The organism is Brucella pituitosa, from assembly GCF_965577835.1.
GTDB lineage: Bacteria > Pseudomonadota > Alphaproteobacteria > Rhizobiales > Rhizobiaceae > Brucella > Brucella pituitosa.
This window is the reverse complement of sequence record NZ_OZ264093.1, coordinates 845,331-862,500: the sequence shown is the minus strand read 5'-3', so window position 1 is coordinate 862,500 and position 17,170 is coordinate 845,331. Positions and strand designations below refer to the sequence as shown.

Genomic DNA, 17,170 nt, shown 5'->3' with positions numbered 1-17,170 from the left:
TGATCTGCACTGCTTCACAGGAAAAATAGCATTGTACCGTCGTATCGGCGTTGAGATGCGACGGTGCAAATTGTTTCTTGCTGTCTGGAATCAGCTGGTCGCGGTCGGCCTTGCAGAGACCGGTGAATATTTCGGCGAGCGCATCGGCGTAAGAATCGCTGACACTTCATTGAGCGGTTGAGCTCTCCGATAAGCCCTGTGCGATTCACCTTCAAACACTACTGTGATCGATAGGAATTCAGAATAAGTGTCGCTTGCCTTTTGACAACTGACTTAAGAGCCTCGATCTGTATGGGCGTAATTTCACTCCAGCCAAGCATTTCTTCAACGCGCTCTCGGGCAAGGTGTACAATGATCAATTGCCCATTAATCGTCGTGGAAACAATCTTACATGCCTCTTTAGACAGGCTACTTCCTGCAATTTCAGCGACGATCGCAGTGCAGCAATTCTGAATCCGACTGCCCATTGCTGTATTTCCGCTGACATTATGTTTTGTCGAATTTGATGGTGAACGATGCTGAGCGACAAACAATGCCCGTCCAGCAGCATCGGGCCCTCCAAACAGAAAATCCGCAAGGGTCTCCAAGATTTGGCAATATCCCTCAACAAGTCGGTTAGCGTCTGCCTTTTCCGTCAACAAAGCTTCGGCCTTAAGCACCACCGGCCCAAGCGTTTCCCATGCTGAGACATACATGTGTTCGATGCAGGCCTGATAAAGCCCTTCTTTGTTATTGAAGTAGTATTGAATTGATGGCGGCGGCACCTTTGCTGCGCTCGCAATCTCCCGTGTCGAGACGCCTGTAAAGCCCTTCTCTCCGAACAGAGAAATCGCTGTTCTTATTATATTGGCTTTCGTTTCCTCTCCACGAGGATAACCGTTCTCCGATTTACGTCTTCTCACATTTGCCATTGCGCACTCCTGTCGTCGGAAAAATATCACAGCCACTCAAAGTATTCCAGATGTCAGATTTCTTCCGATTGACAGAATTATATCAAATGGAATATTTACTCTCTAATCCGACAGCCATTGGGCCATTAAATGAACGCGGCCGTATCGCCAGAAACCGTCATATCAAACGAAACCCCAACTCAAAGAAAACGCCGCCCCTCAAGGCGCGTACTCACTGTTCTGGCTATTCTTGGTGTAGTCGGAGGTGGCTATTATGGTCATGACTGGTATGTGACCGGTCGCTTTATGGTCAGCGCGGATAATGCCTATCTGCGTGCAGATCAGGTTTCGATGGCCCCGGCTGTTTCGGGCCAAATCATCGAAGTGTATGTTAGAGACAATCAGGAGGTCGCGGCCGGACAAGCGCTCGTGAAAATTGATCCGCGTCGATATGAAATGGCAGTTCACGAGGCTGCGGCAACCTTAAATGCCCGAAAGGCTGATCTCGCCAGGAGTGAAGCTGAACTTCAACAACAAACTTCGGTTATCGCACAGTCTCAGGCGGATCTTGAGAATGCAACAGAGAACGCAGACCTTGCGCAAAAAGACTATAATCGGGCCTCCCCACTTGTAGCTCGGGGGATCGAAAGCCAGCAGAAAGTCGAGCAGGCAAGAAGTAAACTTGAGCAAGCCAAATCGATCATTCGACTGAAACAGGCAGCGTTCGAAACAGCTCGTCAACAAACTGTCACGCTACAGGCACAAATCGATCTCGCTCGGGCACAATTCGATGCAGCTCAGGAAAGTTTAGGCAAAGCTGAAATCGATTTGGAGGATACAGTCCTTCGAAGCTCGATTACAGGCCGGATAGGAGACCGCACGGTTCAGAAGGGGCAGTTTGTTCAGCCTGGCACCTTACTGATGACGGTTGTACCGACCAACAATATCTATCTCGTTGCCAATTTCAAAGAGACTCAGATCGGCAATATGCGGGAAGGGCAGCGCGCAGACTTGCGAATTGATGCCTATCCTAACACCACTGTTACCGGTGTGGTCCGTAGTTTTGCGCCCGGCACAGGTGCACAGTTTGCTCTTTTACCTCCTGAAAATGCGACTGGAAATTTTACGAAGATTGTACAGCGCGTACCAGTTCGTATTGAGCTCGAAGCCCAGAGCAAAGACGCACCACCTCTGGTGCCAGGCCTGTCGGTCGAGGTAACGGTCGACACAAGGACAGCGGCCGCGGACCGAACGGCTTCTTCTCGATGACCGAGGAAGGAACACTCAAACCAATCGTTGGGCCCAAACAGGAATCAGCGAAACTCACTGACTGGATTGCCGTTGTTGCTGGCGCGCTTGGTGCGCTGATGGCCACGCTCGATATTTCAATTACCAACACAGCCTTACCGCAAATTCAGGGCGCAATCGGCGCCAGTGGTACGGAAGGAACATGGATCGGCACCGGTTATCTGGTTGCAGAAGTAATCATGATCCCTCTGACGGCATGGTTCACGCGTTTGCTCGGTTTGCGTACACTGCTGCTTATTACGACCACAGCATTCATCATTTTCTCAATGTTCTGCGGTCTGTCCAATAGTCTGCTTGCGATGATCATCGGACGCGTTGGGCAGGGCTTTTTTGGCGGTGCGCTCATACCCACTGCGCAGGTAATCATTCGCACGCGCCTCCCTGTTCGGCAAATGCCCATTGGTATGAGCATATTTGGCGTCATTGTGTTGATCGGGCCAATTTGGGGCCCCGTTCTCGGCGGTTATCTTGCTGAGGAGATCAGCTGGCGATGGTGTTTTTTCCTGAACTTGCCTGTCGGCATTGCTCTTGCCGTTCTCCTCCTGGTCGGCCTGCCGCGTGAAAATGCAAAGCCGGAACTTTTGGCGAAGGCCGATTGGTGGGGCATCATCGGAATGACGATGCGTTTAGTTGCCTCACCGTCTTACTTGAGGAAGGGCAACGCGAAAACTGGTTCGAATCCGTCTTCATTATCGGGCTCAGTTTCGCTTCGCTCTTTGGCTTTGCCATTCTATTCATCACACAGAAAACGAGCGTTGCCCCGGTTATAAAGCTGTCACTTCTCCGTAATGCTACATTCGCCAGCGCTACACTGATTGCGCTCGTCGTTGGCGCTGCAACCTATGGTGCCACGTTCATTTTACCCCAGTTTCTTAGCACCATTGCGGGATACAATCCGAGGCAAGCCGGGAGCGTTATGATGCTTGCGGCAGTTCCTGTGCTCTTACTCGTCCCTGTTCTGCCGCGTATCGTAGGACGCTTTGATGCACGCATCATGGTCGCCCTGGGATTGGTTTTGCTAGCATCGAGTTGCTTTGTCGATATTGGACTTAGTCCAGACAGTGCCGGAGCGGATTTTACTCTCTCACAATTGCTGCGAGGCGTCGGTCAGATTCTGACCGTTTTACCACTCAATCAGGTTTCGATGGCCGCGATCGGAAGAGAAAACGCAGCTGATGCGGCAGGAATTTACAGCATGGCGCGCAATCTCGGAGGCTCTCTGGGGCTGGCCTTTAGCGGTATAGTTATTGACCATAGAACTGCGGTTCATTCTGATTCCATTCGAGAGTCTCTCACTGCAAACTCATTGGCGGGTCAGGCACAGCTCGCAGTCAATGGTGTCAGCCAGGGCATAGATGCCGCCACAGCGAAGCTGCGCGCGATATCACAGCTAACGAGCCTGATCGAACGAAATGCGCTTGTGATGACCTATAATGACTGCTTTTGGCTAATGGGAATGATGATATTGGCGCTGTCACCTGCCGTATTATTGCTTCGTCGGCCCGTAATTCCGCCAGAAATTAACAGGGCTTAAAAGTGGGATTTTCTCAGCATTGTGATCGAGGAGATTGCGATGAAAACGAGCACGCTTAACCAATCAAAGATTCTTGCAATCCTGCGTCAGGCCAAAGGTGGTATTCCGGGGCCGGAGCTATGCCGCGAACACAGAGCTGCGAACTGGATCAGGTTAAAATATGACTAGTTATCTCTTGTTTTGGCGTTAGCATCTGGATTATAGGGAAATCGAGTGTTTTAGGCACGCCACAGTTATTGGTTCTCAACTCAGGACTCCTCCCTTGATAGCAATGAAGTCTCTTCTGGCTGTTTCAGGCCTCGCTGCCATACTTACTTTTCAGATCAACCCGGCCACCGCATCTTCGACAAAGTATCCGCTGACAATTGAAAATTGCGGTGCAAAAATCACGTTCGAAAAAGCTCCCGAGCGCTCTATCGGCCTTGGTCAGAACAGTGCAGAAATTCTTCTGCTGCTTGGTCTCGAAGACAAAATGGCGGGAACCGCTTTTTGGCCGAGCAAGGTCCTCCCACAGCTTGAAGCCGCCAATTCAAAAGTAAAGCTTCTGACAGTGGAGTTCCCGACTTTTGAATCCATTCTTGCGGAGAACCCGGATTTCGTTGCGGCATCATTGCCGAGCCTGATTGGAAAAAGCAGCAAGGTCGCCAAGCGCGAAGATTTCGACAAGGTCGGTGTTCCAACCTATTTGTCGCCAAGCACCTGCCTGAGCACGGAACAGGTCAAGGATGAATATGGCAGCAGAGACGAATTGTGGAACATGAATCTTCTTTACAAGGAGATCGATGAGCTTTCGCAAATTTTTGACGTTACCGATCGCGGGCAGCGTCTCATTGCTGATTTCAAGGCCCGCGAAGCTGCGTTGAGAGCCAGCGTCCCTACAGGCGGCAAGAAGCTTTCCTACGTTTTCTGGTTCTCCAGCCAGTCCCCTTCTGCCGATGCTTATCTGGGCGGCGGAAATGGCGCATCAAGTTTCATTGCGAATGTACTTGGCGGCGAAAATGCCATCAAAGCCGAGGCAGAATGGCCGACCCTCGGCTGGGAAAGCATTATCGCTGCAAATCCCGACGTCATCGTTGTGGCCAATCTCGATCGCAATCGTTGGGAGCTTGACAAGCCTGAGGCCAAGATTGCGTTCCTGAACTCCGACCCGGCCGTCAGCCAGATGCCCGCCGTCAAAAACAAGGCCATCGCCGTCATGGACGGTCAGGCCATGAACCCGACCATCCGCACGATCTATGGTGCAGAACAGGTTGCAGAGCAATTGAAAGTGCTTGGTATCCTCAAGTGAGTGACCTCAGTCATCCCTTAAGGCGCCATCCCTTAAGGCATTGGGGCATATTTGGCCTTGTACTGCTGGCGTCTCTTTTCGCAATCGGACTTGTTGTGGGTTTAAGCGTCGGGATCGGCGATTTGCCGATCCCACTCTCAACGACTTTTGCTGCGATCACCAATCGCCTTGGGTGGAGTGCGGTCGAACTCAATCGCATTCATGAGACGGTGATCTGGGATTATCGTTTAAGTCGGGCTCTTGTTGCAGCATTTTGCGGTGCCGGCCTTGCCCTGTCGGGCGCGATCATGCAGTCGCTTTTGCGCAATCCCTTGGCCGAACCCTATGTTTTGGGTATTTCGGCTGGTGCATCAACCGGCGCGGTTGCCGTGGTCATTCTGGGTATTGGAGCCGGCGCCGTTTCACTTTCCGCAGGCGCTTTTGTGGGTGCATTTGCGGCCTTCTTCTTCGTAGCTCTTCTCTCCAATGGGACACGGGGCGGCGCTGATCGCACCATTCTTGCAGGCGTTGCAGCCTCACAACTTTTCAATGCGGCGACCTCATATATTGTTACCACATCGGGCAATGCACAGCAGGCCCGCGACGTGATGTTTTGGTTGCTCGGCAGTTTTGGTGGCGTTCGCTGGCCAGAATTCACGCTGGTTTCTGTGGTGGTAGGCTTTGCACTTATCGCCTGTCTTCTTTATGCGCATGTGCTCGATGCATTTGCCTTTGGTGATGAAGCTGCTTCCTCGCTCGGGGTCAATGTGGGACGCGCTCGCCTTGTCCTGTTCGCGCTGACCGCAATGATGACAGCAACCATCGTCAGCATGGTTGGATCAATTGGCTTTGTCGGGCTGGTTGTGCCTCATGCCGCCCGTTTCATTGTGGGGCCGCTACACATAAGATTGCTGCCAGCCTGTGCCATTGTCGGCGCGATTTTCATGGTGCTCGCCGATATTGCATCACGTGCGCTGATACCGCAGCAGGTCTTGCCGATTGGCGTTGTCACCGCACTCGTCGGGGTGCCGTTCTTTTCGATCATTCTTTACCGGTTTCAGCGCGCATCATGACAATCATCGCCGACAATATCACCTGGAAGATTGGCAAGAAAACTATTCTCGATGGCGTGTCTTTTGAAGCGAAGCCCGGAAAGATGCTCGGGCTTCTGGGACCAAACGGGTCGGGAAAGACGTCCTTACTGCGTTTGGTCGCCGGACTAAAGCGCCCTCATTGCGGGCGCGTCATGCTCGATGAAACGGATATCAGCAAAATCTCCCGACGCAGCATCGCACAGCGGATTGCCTTTGTGGAGCAACACGCAACGACCAATGCCAATCTCAAAGTCATTGATGTCGTAAAGCTCGGTCGCTTTCCGCACCGCTCATTGTTCTCCGGCTGGATAGGTGTGGATGATGCCGCTGTGGAAGATGCACTTGAACGCACAGGCATGAAGACCAAGCGAAATGATCATTGGCAAAGCTTGTCGGGTGGCGAAAAGCAGCGCGTACATATCGCAAGAGCATTGGCGCAGAAGCCAAAAGAACTCATTCTTGACGAGCCGACAAACCATCTGGATATTCAGCATCAGATGAGTTTGCTCAAACTTGTCTCCGGTTTGCCTATCACGAGCATTATCGCGCTGCATGACCTCAATCATGCAGCCATGTTCTGTGATGAACTGATCGTCATGAAGAACGGCACAATAGTGGCTGCTGGAATCCCGGAAGACGTCATCAATGAGCGGCTTCTCAGGGATGTCTTCTGTATCGAGGCGCGAGTGGAGACTTCCCCGCATTCCTGCCGACCGCATATACACTATCTGAGATAATTATCGGCGGGCGGCTAACTGATCGAATAATGTCGCCGCCGCCATTGTCCTAAACAGTCAGATGACTTCTGGCTTTCGGCGTATCCAGCACTTCGGCAGCACCCTCCAGAACGATCTCACCGCGATCCATGATATAAACGTGATCGGCAAGTTCGCGGCAGAAATCGAGATATTGCTCAACCAGCAGGATGGCCATGCCGGTCGAGTCGCGCAGATAGCGGATAGCGCGGCCGATATCCTTGATGATGGAAGGTTGTATGCCTTCTGTCGGTTCATCGAGCACCAGAATACGCGGTTTCAGAACCATGGCACGACCGATGGCCAGTTGCTGCTGCTGACCACCCGACAGATCGCCGCCTCGACGCGACAGCATGTCCTTCAGCACCGGAAAGAGATTGAATATCTCGGCTGGAATAGACCGCTCCGAGCGCTTGAGCAACACATAACCGGTTTCGAGGTTTTCCTTCACTGTCAAAAGCGGGAATATTTCGCGTCCTTGCGGAACATAGCCCATGCCCCGGCTGGCACGCGCATAAGGTGGCAGGGCCTTCATATCTTCATTGTCGAACACGACATGCCCGCCGCTCAGAGCCTGCTGTCCGGTAATTGCGCGCAGTAAGCTGGTCTTGCCAACACCGTTGCGACCCAGAACACAGGTAATCCGCCCTGCTTCCGCCTTCAGCGACACTCCGCGCAAGGCCTGTGCCGCACCATAATGAAGGCTCACATTTTCAACGTTCAACATCCGTAAGCCTTTCTAGCGCCCAAGGTAATTTTCGATCACTTTCGGATCAGAACTGACGAAATCGATTGATCCTTCGGCAAGCACGCTACCCTCAGCAAGGCATGTCACCTTGACACCCAGCTCGCGGATGAAACCCATATCGTGTTCCACCACCACAACCGAGCGCGTCTTGGCGATTGCCTTAAGAAGAATAGCGGTTTCAGCCGTTTCAGCGTCCGTCATACCCGCGACTGGTTCATCGACCAGCAAAAGCTTGGGCTCTTGAGCAAGTAACATACCGATTTCGAGCCACTGCTTTTGACCATGAGAAAGATTGGTGGCGAGTTCATCGCGCCGCGCCCAAAGGCGCACTGTCTTCAATATCTCTTCGATGCGCTCGCTATCTGCCTTGTCCTGACGATAGAACAATGTCGCCCAGACACCCCGCTTACGGTCGAGTGCAAGCTCGATGTTGTCCCAGACAGTGTGGCTCTCGAACACGGTCGGCTTCTGGAACTTGCGGCCGATTCCAATCTGGGCAATGTCAGCCTCATCCTTCTTGGTGAGATCTATATTACCCTCAAAAAACACCTCACCCTCATCCGGTTTTGTCTTGCCGGTAATGATATCCATCATCGTTGTCTTGCCAGCGCCATTCGGACCAATAATGGCACGCAGCTCGCCCGGCTCGACGACGAAGGACAGCGCATTAAGCGCCTTGAACCCATCGAAGGAAACGGAAACACCGTTGAGATAAAGCAGAGTGTTGGGGCTTTCGGTCATTATCTATCTTACTCCGCTGGCGTCGCTTGCAATTTGGCTTGCACTGTCGTGTCGTTCCCGACTGATGCCTTTGCGGATTGACGTGAAACCATGAATGACCGGAATGTGCCGACAATGCCTTTTGGCAGGAACAGGGTAACAGCGACGAACAGCGCTCCGAGCACGAACAGCCACATTTCCGGAAATGCAGTGGTGAAGACGCTCTTGCCGAAATTGACCAACACTGCACCGATCACCGGCCCCACGAGCGTTGCTCGCCCCCCAACCGCCGTCCAGATGACGACTTCGATGGAATTGGCCGGAGCAAATTCACCCGGATTGATGATGCCGACCTGTGGCACATAGAGTGCACCGGCCACAGCTGCCATCATCGCCGAAACCGTAAAGATGAAGAGCTTGTAGTTTTCCGGGCGGTAACCCAAAAACCGAGTGCGGCTCTCGGCATCACGTACGCTGACGAGCACCTTGCCGAATTTCGATTTGACGACAGCCGAACTGAAGACCAGAGCCATGGCCAACACGATTGCGGAGACGGCAAAGAGGGAGGCGCGCGTACCATCGGCCTGAATGTTGAAGCCCAGAATATCCTTAAAATCGGTCAGACCGTTATTGCCACCGAAACCCATCTCGTTGCGAAAGAAAGCCAGCATCAAGGCATAGGTCATGGCTTGGGTAATGATCGAAAGATAGACACCAGTCACGCGGGAGCGGAAGGCAAACCAGCCGAACACGAAGGCCAGCAAGCCCGGCACCAGCAGTACCATCAGGAAAGCGAACCAGAAATGGTCGAAGCCAAACCAGTACCATGGCAGTTCTTTCCAATTAAGGAACACCATAAAGTCTGGTAGGTCCGGATTGCCATAAACCCCGCGCACGCCGATTTGACGCACCAGATACATACCCATTGCATAGCCGCCGAGCGCAAAAAATGCAGCATGACCAAGTGAGAGAATACCGCAGAAGCCCCAGACCAGATCAAGCGCCAGCGCCAGCAAGGCATAGGTCAGATACTTGCCAAGCAGCGACACCATGTAGGTTGGCACATGCAGCGAGTGATCGGGTGCTGTCAGCAGATTGAGCAGCGGAACAGCAAAAGCGGCAGCAATCAGGATGGCAGCGGCGATAAAGACACCCCGGTCGAGTTTTCGAAACAGAAATGCCGTAATCATGCTTCCACCGCCCTGCCCTTGAGAGCGAACAAACCGCGCGGGCGTTTCTGGATAAAGAGAATGATGAGCACAAGCACCAGGATCTTGCCAAGCACTGCACCGGCGTAAGGTTCGAGGAACTTGTTCAGGATACCGAGCGAGAATGCGCCAACCAGTGTGCCCCACAAATTGCCAACGCCGCCAAACACCACAACCATGAAGCTGTCGATGATGTAGCCCTGTCCGAGATTGGGCGACACATTATCGATCTGCGACAGCGCGACACCAGCTATGCCCGCAATTCCCGAACCCAATGCGAAGGTGAACGCATCCACATAGGGCGTCCGGATACCCATTGACGACGCCATGCGCCGGTTTTGGGTGACAGCACGCATTTGCAGGCCAAAATTTGATCGTTTCAATAGAGCCAGCAGCGTGAAGAAAACGGCCATCGAAAACACGATGATCCAGAAGCGGTTCCAGGTGATGGTCATACCGCCCAGTTCGAACGCACCCGACATCCACGATGGGTTGCCAACTTCGCGATTGGTTGGTCCGAATATCGTGCGTACAGCCTGTTGCAGGATCAAGGAAATACCCCAGGTCGCCAACAAGGTTTCAAGCGGACGTCCATAGAGGAACCGGATGACACCACGTTCGATCGTCAGCCCGACCAGCGCCGTGAACAGGAATGCCAATGGCAATGCGATAGCAAGCGACCAGTCGAACAGGCCGGGGTAGCTGGTGCGAATGACGTCTTGCACCACGTAAGTGACATAAGCACCCAGCATGACCATTTCGCCATGTGCCATATTGATGATGCCCATGACGCCGAAGGTAATTGCAAGGCCGATGGCGGCGAGCAGCAGCACCGAGCCGAGTGACAGCCCATACCAGACATTCTGCCCGATATCCCATAAGGCCTGTCTTTGCTCGATATGCGCGATGGCTCCATCAAGCGCCACTGCAAGCTCAGGCTGCGCATTGGCGCGAGCGGCGCTCAAAACCGACAAGGTGGAACGATCGCCATGGTCCTGAATGAACTGTGCCGCTCGCAACTTATCGCCGAGCGGGCGATCGGAAATCAGAAGCGACGCGGCCTGCGCCTTTTCCAGCACTGTCCGGATTGCGCTGTCCTGTTCCTTGGAAAGCGCAGCTTCGATTGGCTCAAGCGCGTCTGCGTCCGGGCTTGCGGCGACAATTTCGGCAGCCTTCAGGCGCTCACCCCGGTTGGGACTCATCAGTGTCAGCCCACCCAGAGCGGTGCGAACCGCACGGCGCACGGAATTGTTGACTTTGACCTTTTCCATCCCGCCTTTCGGCGCTTCTCCAGCCTTTTCGCCGGTGATCGGGTCCGTAAGCTGGAAGCTCGCACCGGATGCCTTGGTAATGAATACCCGGCCATCAGATTTGCGCATATAAAGATCGCCATCACCAAGTGCATTCAGCACCGGCACGACCCGCGCATCGCCCGTATCCGCAAGAGCGGAAATCCGGTCCTGCATCTGGGTAAAATTCGCCTTACCCAATGCATCGACAAGCCCCTGAAATTCATCCGCTCTCGCCGCCGTCGCCATGACGGCAAACAGGACAGACAGGACGAGCAAGACGGCCCGTATCCGGCACTCCATAGCTGACTTCCTTAATTATAGCTGTATTCTCGATTGTGACCCGTTCAGACCTCTGAACTGCAAGGGGCGGGCCCGTCCATGCCCGCCCTCTGCATCCCCGTTATCAGGATCCGCCCTGACCTCCGCACTTGCCGGTTTCGACATTGAAATTGCCGCAAGACATCGGCTTGCGCCAATCCGAGATCAGGTTCTTGGAATCCGGCAGGTAATCAGACCACTCATCACCAACAATCAGTCCCGGCGTCTGGCTGACAATTTCAAACTGACCGTTCGACTGGATTTCGCCGATCAGCACCGGCTTGGTGATATGATGGTTGGGCATCATGGTCGAATAGCCACCTGAAAGATTGGGCACGGAGACGCCAACCATTGCATCGATCACAGCGTCCTGATCGATGGTTCCGGCCTTTTCGACAGCCTTGAGCCACATGTTGAAACCGATGAAAGATGCTTCCATCGGATCGTTGGTGACGCGCTTGTCATCCTTGGTGAAAGCATGCCAGGTTTCAATGAACTTGGCATTGGTCGGATTATCAACCGACTCGAAATAGTTCCACGCTGCAAGATGGCCGACCAGCGGAGCAGTGTCGATACCCGCCAGTTCTTCTTCACCAACCGAGAAGGCCACGACCGGAATATCTTCTGCCTTTACGCCCTGATTGGCGAGTTCCTTATAGAATGGAACATTAGCATCGCCATTGACGGTAGAAACGACAGCGGTCTTTTTGCCTGCCGCACCAAAGCCCTTGATCGCCGCCACTTCCGTCTGCCAGTCCGAGAAGCCGAATGGCGTATAGTTGACGCGGATATCCTCAGGCTTCACGCCCTTGGAAAGCAGATAAGCTTCAAGAATCTTGTTGGTTGTGCGCGGATAGACGTAATCGGTGCCTTCGAGAACCCAGCGTTCAACACCTTCGTTTTCCATCAGATAGTCAACAGCAGGGATTGCCTGCTGGTTCGGTGCCGCGCCCGTATAGAAAACGTTGCGCTCGGATTCCTCACCTTCATACTGCACCGGGTAGAACAGAATATTGTTGAGTTCCTTGAAGACCGGGAGAACCGATTTGCGCGACACCGACGTCCAGCAACCGAACACGGCTGCGACCTTATCCTGAGAAATCAGCTGGCGCGCCTTTTCAGCGAAGAGCGGCCAATCGGAAGCGGGGTCCACGACAACGGCCTCAAGCTTTTTACCCAGAAGACCACCCTTCTTGTTCTGCTCTTCGATAAGCATCAGCATGGCGTCTTTGAGTGTCGTTTCGGAAATGGCCATTGTGCCCGACAACGAATGGAGAATACCAACCTTGATCGTGTCTTCTTCGGCAAATGCGCCGGAGAGGCTCGGGATGGTAAGCGCGCTTGCAAAAAGCGCGGCAAGCATCTGCGACCGGAATTTCATTGTGTGTCCCTCTCTGTATGGTTCTCCCGGTTCTCCGGGTTATTGCCAACTATTGGGGAGAGGTCGCCGTTTCCTTATACGTTAAATGACGTAGTTACCGGGGTGAAATATGCATTATTGAGTTTACCTGCTATCTCTCTTTGAAACGGCACAATAAAGAGCCAGAGGGGAAATGGAGCAGTATGGGACAGCATGGGGCAGCGCGGCAACGCATCATCCCAGTCAGAAGGGAATATAACCGCTGGGTTGCTGATGAAACGCTGGAGGATTATGCGCTACGCTTCACCGCGAAAAGCGCACGCCGCTTCTCGTCCAATCGCATTGCCCATACCGCCATAGGTGCGATCTCCTTCCTCGCTCTCGAAGCAATCGGCGGCGCGATCACGCTGTCATACGGCACCAGCAACGCCATTGCCGCCATCATTGTCGCAAGCCTTATCATGCTGGGGGTCGGCCTGCCGATCAGCCGCTATGCCATACGTCATGGCGTCGATATCGACCTTTTGACGCGCGGTGCCAGCTTCGGCTACATCGGATCGACCGTCACCTCGCTCATCTATGCGACTTTTACCTTCCTGCTCTTTGCCATCGAAGCCTCCATCATGTCTGGCGCGCTGGAACTGGCCTTCGGCATTCCTATGTGGCTCGGCTATATCATCAGCGCCATCGTGGTCATACCGCTCGTCACCTATGGTGTGCGCATGATCAGCCGGTTTCAGATCATCACCCAGCCGTTCTGGATCGCCCTCAACATCCTCCCTTTCATTTTCATCGCACTGGTCGACTGGGATAAATTCAATCTCTGGCTAACCTTTTCCGGCATTCAGGCGGGTTTTACCGGCGGCGACAGCGCACCTTTCGTGCTGGTGCAGTTCGGGGCCGCATCGGCAGTCATTCTGGCGTTGATGGCGCAGATCGGCGAACAGGTGGATTTCCTGCGTTTCCTGCCACCCGGAGGCCAACGTAAATGGCGGCATAAAATTGGGGTGTTTCTCGCTGGTCCCGGATGGGTCGTGCTTGGCGCGCCCAAATTGCTGGCCGGATCATTTCTGGTGGTGCTGACGCTCAGCACAGGTGTTCCGGCCAGTGTGGCCGCTGATCCGGCGCATATGTATCTGACGGCTTTCGGTTATATGATCCCGTCTCATACGGCAGCATTGCTGCTGACGGTCGCCTTCGTCGTGGTCTCGCAGTTGAAGATCAATGTCATGAACGCCTATGCCGGGTCTTTAGCCTGGTCAAACTTCTTTTCGCGGCTGACGCACAGCCATCCCGGTCGCGTTGTGTGGCTCGTATTCAATGTCTGCATCGGCCTCCTCTTGATGCAGCTCGGCATCTATAAAGTACTGGAACAGACGCTCGGTATTTTCTCCATCGTTGCCATGGCCTGGCTGAGCACGATCTCCGCAGATCTGTTTATCAACAAACGCCTTGGCCTGTCGCCGCCCGGTATTGAGTTCAAGCGCGCCCATCTTTATGACATCAATCCGGTCGGCACGGCTACAATGGCCACTGCCTCCCTTGTCGCGATAGCCGCCCATTTTGGTGCGTTCGGTACTGTCGTCTCGGCGCTCGCGCCCTATATCGCGCTGCTCGTAGCCTTTATCGTCTCTCCACTGATCGCATGGAAAACCGGCGGCAAATATTACCTCGCCCGCAAGCCGCGTCGGGCCTGGCAGAATCAACTCGCCATCACCTGTTCGGTCTGCGAACATGATTTCGAGCCGGAGGATATGGCCTGGTGTCCAGCCTATGCCGCGCCGATCTGCTCGCTCTGCTGTTCGCTCGACAGCCGTTGTCACGACCTTTGCAAACCGAAGGCGCATTTACGAGCGCAGAGCGCCGAAGTAGCACACGCACTGCTGCCCACCGCCGTCATTGAAAAACTCTCGACACGGCTGGGGCGCTACGCTGTCACGGTTGTCGCTTCCGTTGCCTTTCTTGGCTTTATCCTCGCTCTCGTGGCTTATCATGCGGGTGCGGCATCGCCCGAAACCGCAGAGGTCGTCAACCGAACGATCCTGATCGTGTTCTTCGTTCTGGCCTTGATTGCCATGATCGTCTGCTGGTTCTACGTACTGGCGCATGACAGCCGTCATGTTGCGGAAGAGGAATCCTCACGACAAACCGCACTTTTGCTGAGAGAAATATCAGCACACAAAAAAACAGACGCAGCGTTACAACAGGCCAAGGACAATGCCGAAGCCGCAAACCGCGCCAAGAGCCGTTATGTCGTCGGCCTCAGCCATGAACTTCGCACGCCGCTCAATGCGGTTCTTGGTTACGCGCAGATATTGGAGCGCGACGAAACCATTCCGGTGGCCCGCCAGCCGTCGATCAAGCTAATCCGGCGCAGCGCCGATCATCTTTCGGGACTGATCGATGGACTTCTCGATATATCCAAGATCGAAACCGGCCATTTGCAGGTCTATTCCAACGAGATCATTCTGCACGATTTTCTCGACCAGATCATCGATATGCTAAAGCCGCAGGCAGAAGCCAAGGGTATTACATTTCGTTATCACAAGGCCAAGACACTGCCGCAATATGTGCGCACTGACGAGAAGCGCCTGCGTCAGATACTGGTCAACCTGCTGACCAACGCAATCAAATTCACCGAGAAGGGCGAAGTCGCCCTGGAGGTCGACTATCGCAATCAGGTTGCGACATTCAAGATCATGGACACTGGTCGCGGCATTGCGGATAAGGATCTTGAGCGTGTCTTCGAACCCTTCCAGCGCGGTGAGACCGAACATACCCGCCATCTGCCGGGCCTCGGCCTCGGCCTGACGATCACCAAGCTTCTGACCAACACGCTGGGCGGTGAACTTTCAGTCACAAGCACCTACGGTAAAGGTTCGACTTTTCAGGTCCGCCTGATGCTGAGTGCCATCGACCGCCCGATCAATCTGGCTGCTCCAACGCGAAAGATTGAGAACTATAGCGGCCCACGACGTACCCTGATCATCGTCGATGACAATGACGACCATCGCACGCTGATGCGCGAAATTCTGACACCGCTCGATTTCATCGTGTTGACGGCAAAGAGCGGACCGGAATGTCTGACCCTGATCGACGGCATCAGCCCGGATCTCTATTTCATCGATATCCGAATGCCGGAGATGGACGGCTGGGAACTGGTGGCCCGCCTGCGCGATAAGGGTGAAACTTCGCCCATCATTATGCTTTCAGCCAATATAGGCGATGGCACACGGCCTGGTAGCTTGCCAGACAACGCACATAATGACGCGCTGACCAAGCCATTCGACATTCGACAGATTCACGCCAAGCTTGCCGTGCATCTGGGCCTCAACTGGATTTACGAAGAAGAAGACCAGCGCAAACCTCAGCCGCTACAGGCAACCATCACCAGTCCCACAATCACCGACCTCCAGGATCTGATCCGTTTGGGTGAAATCGGCTATGTCCGAGGGATCGAGGCAAAACTCACTCTTCTCGCGCAGGACGAAAGCCTCGTTCCCTTCGTTGAAAATGCGCGCGAATATATTCGTGCATTCAACATGTCTGGCTATGATATGTTCTTACGCGATCTGGAACAAAAAATGGATCACCGGCTATGAGTGTTCTCCCCCGCGACACGGTTCTAATTGTCGACGATTCCCCGCAGACACTCGGCTTTCTAACTGAGGCGCTCGAACAGGCGAGTTACTCCGTGCTAATCGCCACATCGGGCAGCGCGGCACTCGGCATTGCAGAGCGTATCACCCCGGACATGATCCTGATGGACGCTGTTATGCCGGGAATGGACGGCTTTGAAACCTGCCGCCAGCTCAAAGCGAATCCGGCAATCTCGCAGGTGCCAGTAGTTTTCATGACCGGCCTGACTGAAACCGAGCATATCGTTCACGCACTCGAAGCGGGTGGGGTCGACTATCTGAGTAAGCCCATCAATATCGACGAACTGCGGGCGCGCATAAAAGTGCATCTGACCAACGCCCGTTCCGTGCAAAGCGCACGCGTGGCGCTTGATGCAAGCGGCAGACATCTGTTCGCCGTGGATCGCGATGGATCCATCCTCTGGTCGACGCCTCAAGCCGTACGTCTGATGGATGGTGTCAGCGCCCCCGGCAAAGGACAATCGTTGTTGCAGGAAAAATGCGCCGAGTGGCTGCAGGCGCGAGACAGACAAGACGCTTCCAGAGATGCACCAGACATTATCTCTGCAGATGACCGTATTTCACTGCATCTTGCTTATCTCGGCTCCACGGGTGCGAACGAGTTCCTGTTTCGCCTGACTGCTATTGATCAGGCCGGGGAACAGGATATGCTTCGCGTTCATTTCGGCCTGACGCCCCGCGAAAGTGATGTATTGCTTTGGGTCGCGCGAGGAAAAACCAATCGTGACATCGGTGCTATTCTCGACCTGAGTGCCCGTACCGTGAACAAGCATCTCGAACAGATCTACATTAAACTTGGGGTCGAGAACCGCGCTGCGGCGGCTGTGAAGGCGACTATACTTGTTCATAAGTAGAAAGGAGCTGCTGATCACTCCCGGTGGCAGCCACGTTGACCTCTACGACAGAATGGACAAGATTCCCGTTTATTCAATCAGAATCTCACCTCGTAGAAACCAAGGCGTCTGGGCGTGGGGGCCACAACATGCAGTCACGAAAACGAACATGCCTACCGATAGA

At 53.9% G+C, this 17,170-nt stretch carries 17 protein-coding genes (1 of these 17 running past the window's edge); 11 read left to right on the top strand and 6 right to left on the bottom strand.

Annotation, left to right across the window (positions count from 1 at the left end):
- Both ACSME1_RS15190 and ACSME1_RS15185 read left to right on the top strand, forming a co-directional pair.
- Nucleotides 1–3: the 3' end of an SRPBCC family protein gene (locus tag ACSME1_RS15190; RefSeq protein ID WP_024897783.1), read on the top strand. It extends 441 nt beyond the left edge of the window; only the last 3 of its 444 coding nucleotides appear in the window; the start codon falls outside the window, past its left edge; the stop codon is at nt 1–3.
- Nucleotides 4–31: 28 nt separating this feature from the next.
- Nucleotides 32–181 (top strand): hypothetical protein, encoded by a 150-nt coding sequence (locus ACSME1_RS15185; RefSeq protein ID WP_161662544.1) that lies wholly within the window; start codon nt 32–34, stop codon nt 179–181.
- Nucleotides 182–218: 37 nt separating this feature from the next.
- Here ACSME1_RS15185 and ACSME1_RS15180 read toward each other — a convergent pair whose 3' ends face one another.
- Nucleotides 219–911 (bottom strand): CerR family C-terminal domain-containing protein, encoded by a 693-nt coding sequence (locus ACSME1_RS15180; protein WP_024897782.1) that lies wholly within the window; start codon nt 909–911, stop codon nt 219–221.
- A gap of 129 nt (nt 912–1,040) precedes the next feature.
- Here ACSME1_RS15180 and ACSME1_RS15175 point away from each other — a divergent pair, with 129 nt between their 5' ends.
- The 7 genes from ACSME1_RS15175 to ACSME1_RS15145 all read left to right on the top strand — a co-directional run bounded on the left by ACSME1_RS15175 (nt 1,041) and on the right by ACSME1_RS15145 (nt 6,830).
- Complete coding sequence (locus ACSME1_RS15175; RefSeq protein WP_024897781.1) at nt 1,041–2,159, top strand: HlyD family secretion protein; 1,119 nt, start codon at nt 1,041–1,043, stop codon at nt 2,157–2,159.
- The gene (locus ACSME1_RS15170; RefSeq protein WP_235822390.1) at nt 2,156–2,968 is read left to right on the top strand and encodes an MFS transporter; all 813 of its coding nucleotides are present in this window, start codon (nt 2,156–2,158) and stop codon (nt 2,966–2,968) included. Before ACSME1_RS15175 ends, ACSME1_RS15170 begins: the two co-directional genes overlap by 4 nt.
- On the top strand, nt 2,887–3,732 hold the full coding sequence (locus ACSME1_RS15165; protein WP_244430458.1) for an MFS transporter: 846 nt from the start codon (nt 2,887–2,889) through the stop codon (nt 3,730–3,732). Before ACSME1_RS15170 ends, ACSME1_RS15165 begins: the two co-directional genes overlap by 82 nt.
- A 39-nt stretch (nt 3,733–3,771) precedes the next feature.
- Nucleotides 3,772–3,900, top strand: coding sequence for a hypothetical protein (locus ACSME1_RS15160; protein WP_268877386.1), 129 nt, complete (start codon nt 3,772–3,774; stop codon nt 3,898–3,900).
- A 94-nt stretch (nt 3,901–3,994) separates the two neighbouring features.
- Nucleotides 3,995–5,020 carry an ABC transporter substrate-binding protein gene (locus ACSME1_RS15155; protein ID WP_024897780.1) on the top strand — a complete coding sequence of 342 codons (1,026 nt, stop codon included), beginning with the start codon at nt 3,995–3,997 and terminating at the stop codon, nt 5,018–5,020.
- Between the two features lie 47 nt (nt 5,021–5,067).
- Nucleotides 5,068–6,072, top strand: a complete 1,005-nt coding sequence (locus ACSME1_RS15150) for a FecCD family ABC transporter permease (protein ID WP_024897779.1) — start codon at nt 5,068–5,070, stop codon at nt 6,070–6,072.
- Nucleotides 6,069–6,830: an ABC transporter ATP-binding protein gene (locus ACSME1_RS15145; protein WP_435655443.1), complete on the top strand. Its 762-nt coding sequence runs from the start codon at nt 6,069–6,071 to the stop codon at nt 6,828–6,830. Before ACSME1_RS15150 ends, ACSME1_RS15145 begins: the two co-directional genes overlap by 4 nt.
- Before the next feature lie 49 nt (nt 6,831–6,879).
- Here ACSME1_RS15145 and urtE read toward each other — a convergent pair whose 3' ends face one another.
- From urtE to urtA, 5 genes are all read right to left on the bottom strand, one after another.
- Nucleotides 6,880–7,575, bottom strand: a complete 696-nt coding sequence (gene urtE, locus ACSME1_RS15140) for an urea ABC transporter ATP-binding subunit UrtE (RefSeq protein ID WP_105707872.1) — start codon at nt 7,573–7,575, stop codon at nt 6,880–6,882.
- Nucleotides 7,576–7,587: 12 nt separating this feature from the next.
- Nucleotides 7,588–8,337 (bottom strand): urea ABC transporter ATP-binding protein UrtD, encoded by a 750-nt coding sequence (gene urtD, locus ACSME1_RS15135; protein ID WP_036567336.1) that lies wholly within the window; start codon nt 8,335–8,337, stop codon nt 7,588–7,590.
- A gap of 8 nt (nt 8,338–8,345) precedes the next feature.
- Nucleotides 8,346–9,506, bottom strand: a complete 1,161-nt coding sequence (urtC, locus tag ACSME1_RS15130; RefSeq protein ID WP_100557754.1) for an urea ABC transporter permease subunit UrtC — start codon at nt 9,504–9,506, stop codon at nt 8,346–8,348.
- Nucleotides 9,503–11,116 (bottom strand): urea ABC transporter permease subunit UrtB, encoded by a 1,614-nt coding sequence (gene urtB, locus ACSME1_RS15125; protein ID WP_105707875.1) that lies wholly within the window; start codon nt 11,114–11,116, stop codon nt 9,503–9,505. Before urtB ends, urtC begins: the two co-directional genes overlap by 4 nt.
- Nucleotides 11,117–11,219: 103 nt before the next feature.
- Nucleotides 11,220–12,497, bottom strand: coding sequence for an urea ABC transporter substrate-binding protein (gene urtA / locus ACSME1_RS15120; protein WP_374844450.1), 1,278 nt, complete (start codon nt 12,495–12,497; stop codon nt 11,220–11,222).
- A 200-nt stretch (nt 12,498–12,697) separates the two neighbouring features.
- Here urtA and ACSME1_RS15115 point away from each other — a divergent pair, with 200 nt between their 5' ends.
- Both ACSME1_RS15115 and ACSME1_RS15110 read left to right on the top strand, forming a co-directional pair.
- On the top strand, nt 12,698–16,096 hold the full coding sequence (locus tag ACSME1_RS15115) for a hybrid sensor histidine kinase/response regulator (protein ID WP_105707879.1): 3,399 nt from the start codon (nt 12,698–12,700) through the stop codon (nt 16,094–16,096).
- Complete coding sequence (locus ACSME1_RS15110) at nt 16,093–17,007, top strand: response regulator transcription factor (RefSeq protein WP_024897771.1); 915 nt, start codon at nt 16,093–16,095, stop codon at nt 17,005–17,007. Before ACSME1_RS15115 ends, ACSME1_RS15110 begins: the two co-directional genes overlap by 4 nt.
- The last annotated feature ends 163 nt before the right edge of the window (nt 17,008–17,170 follow it).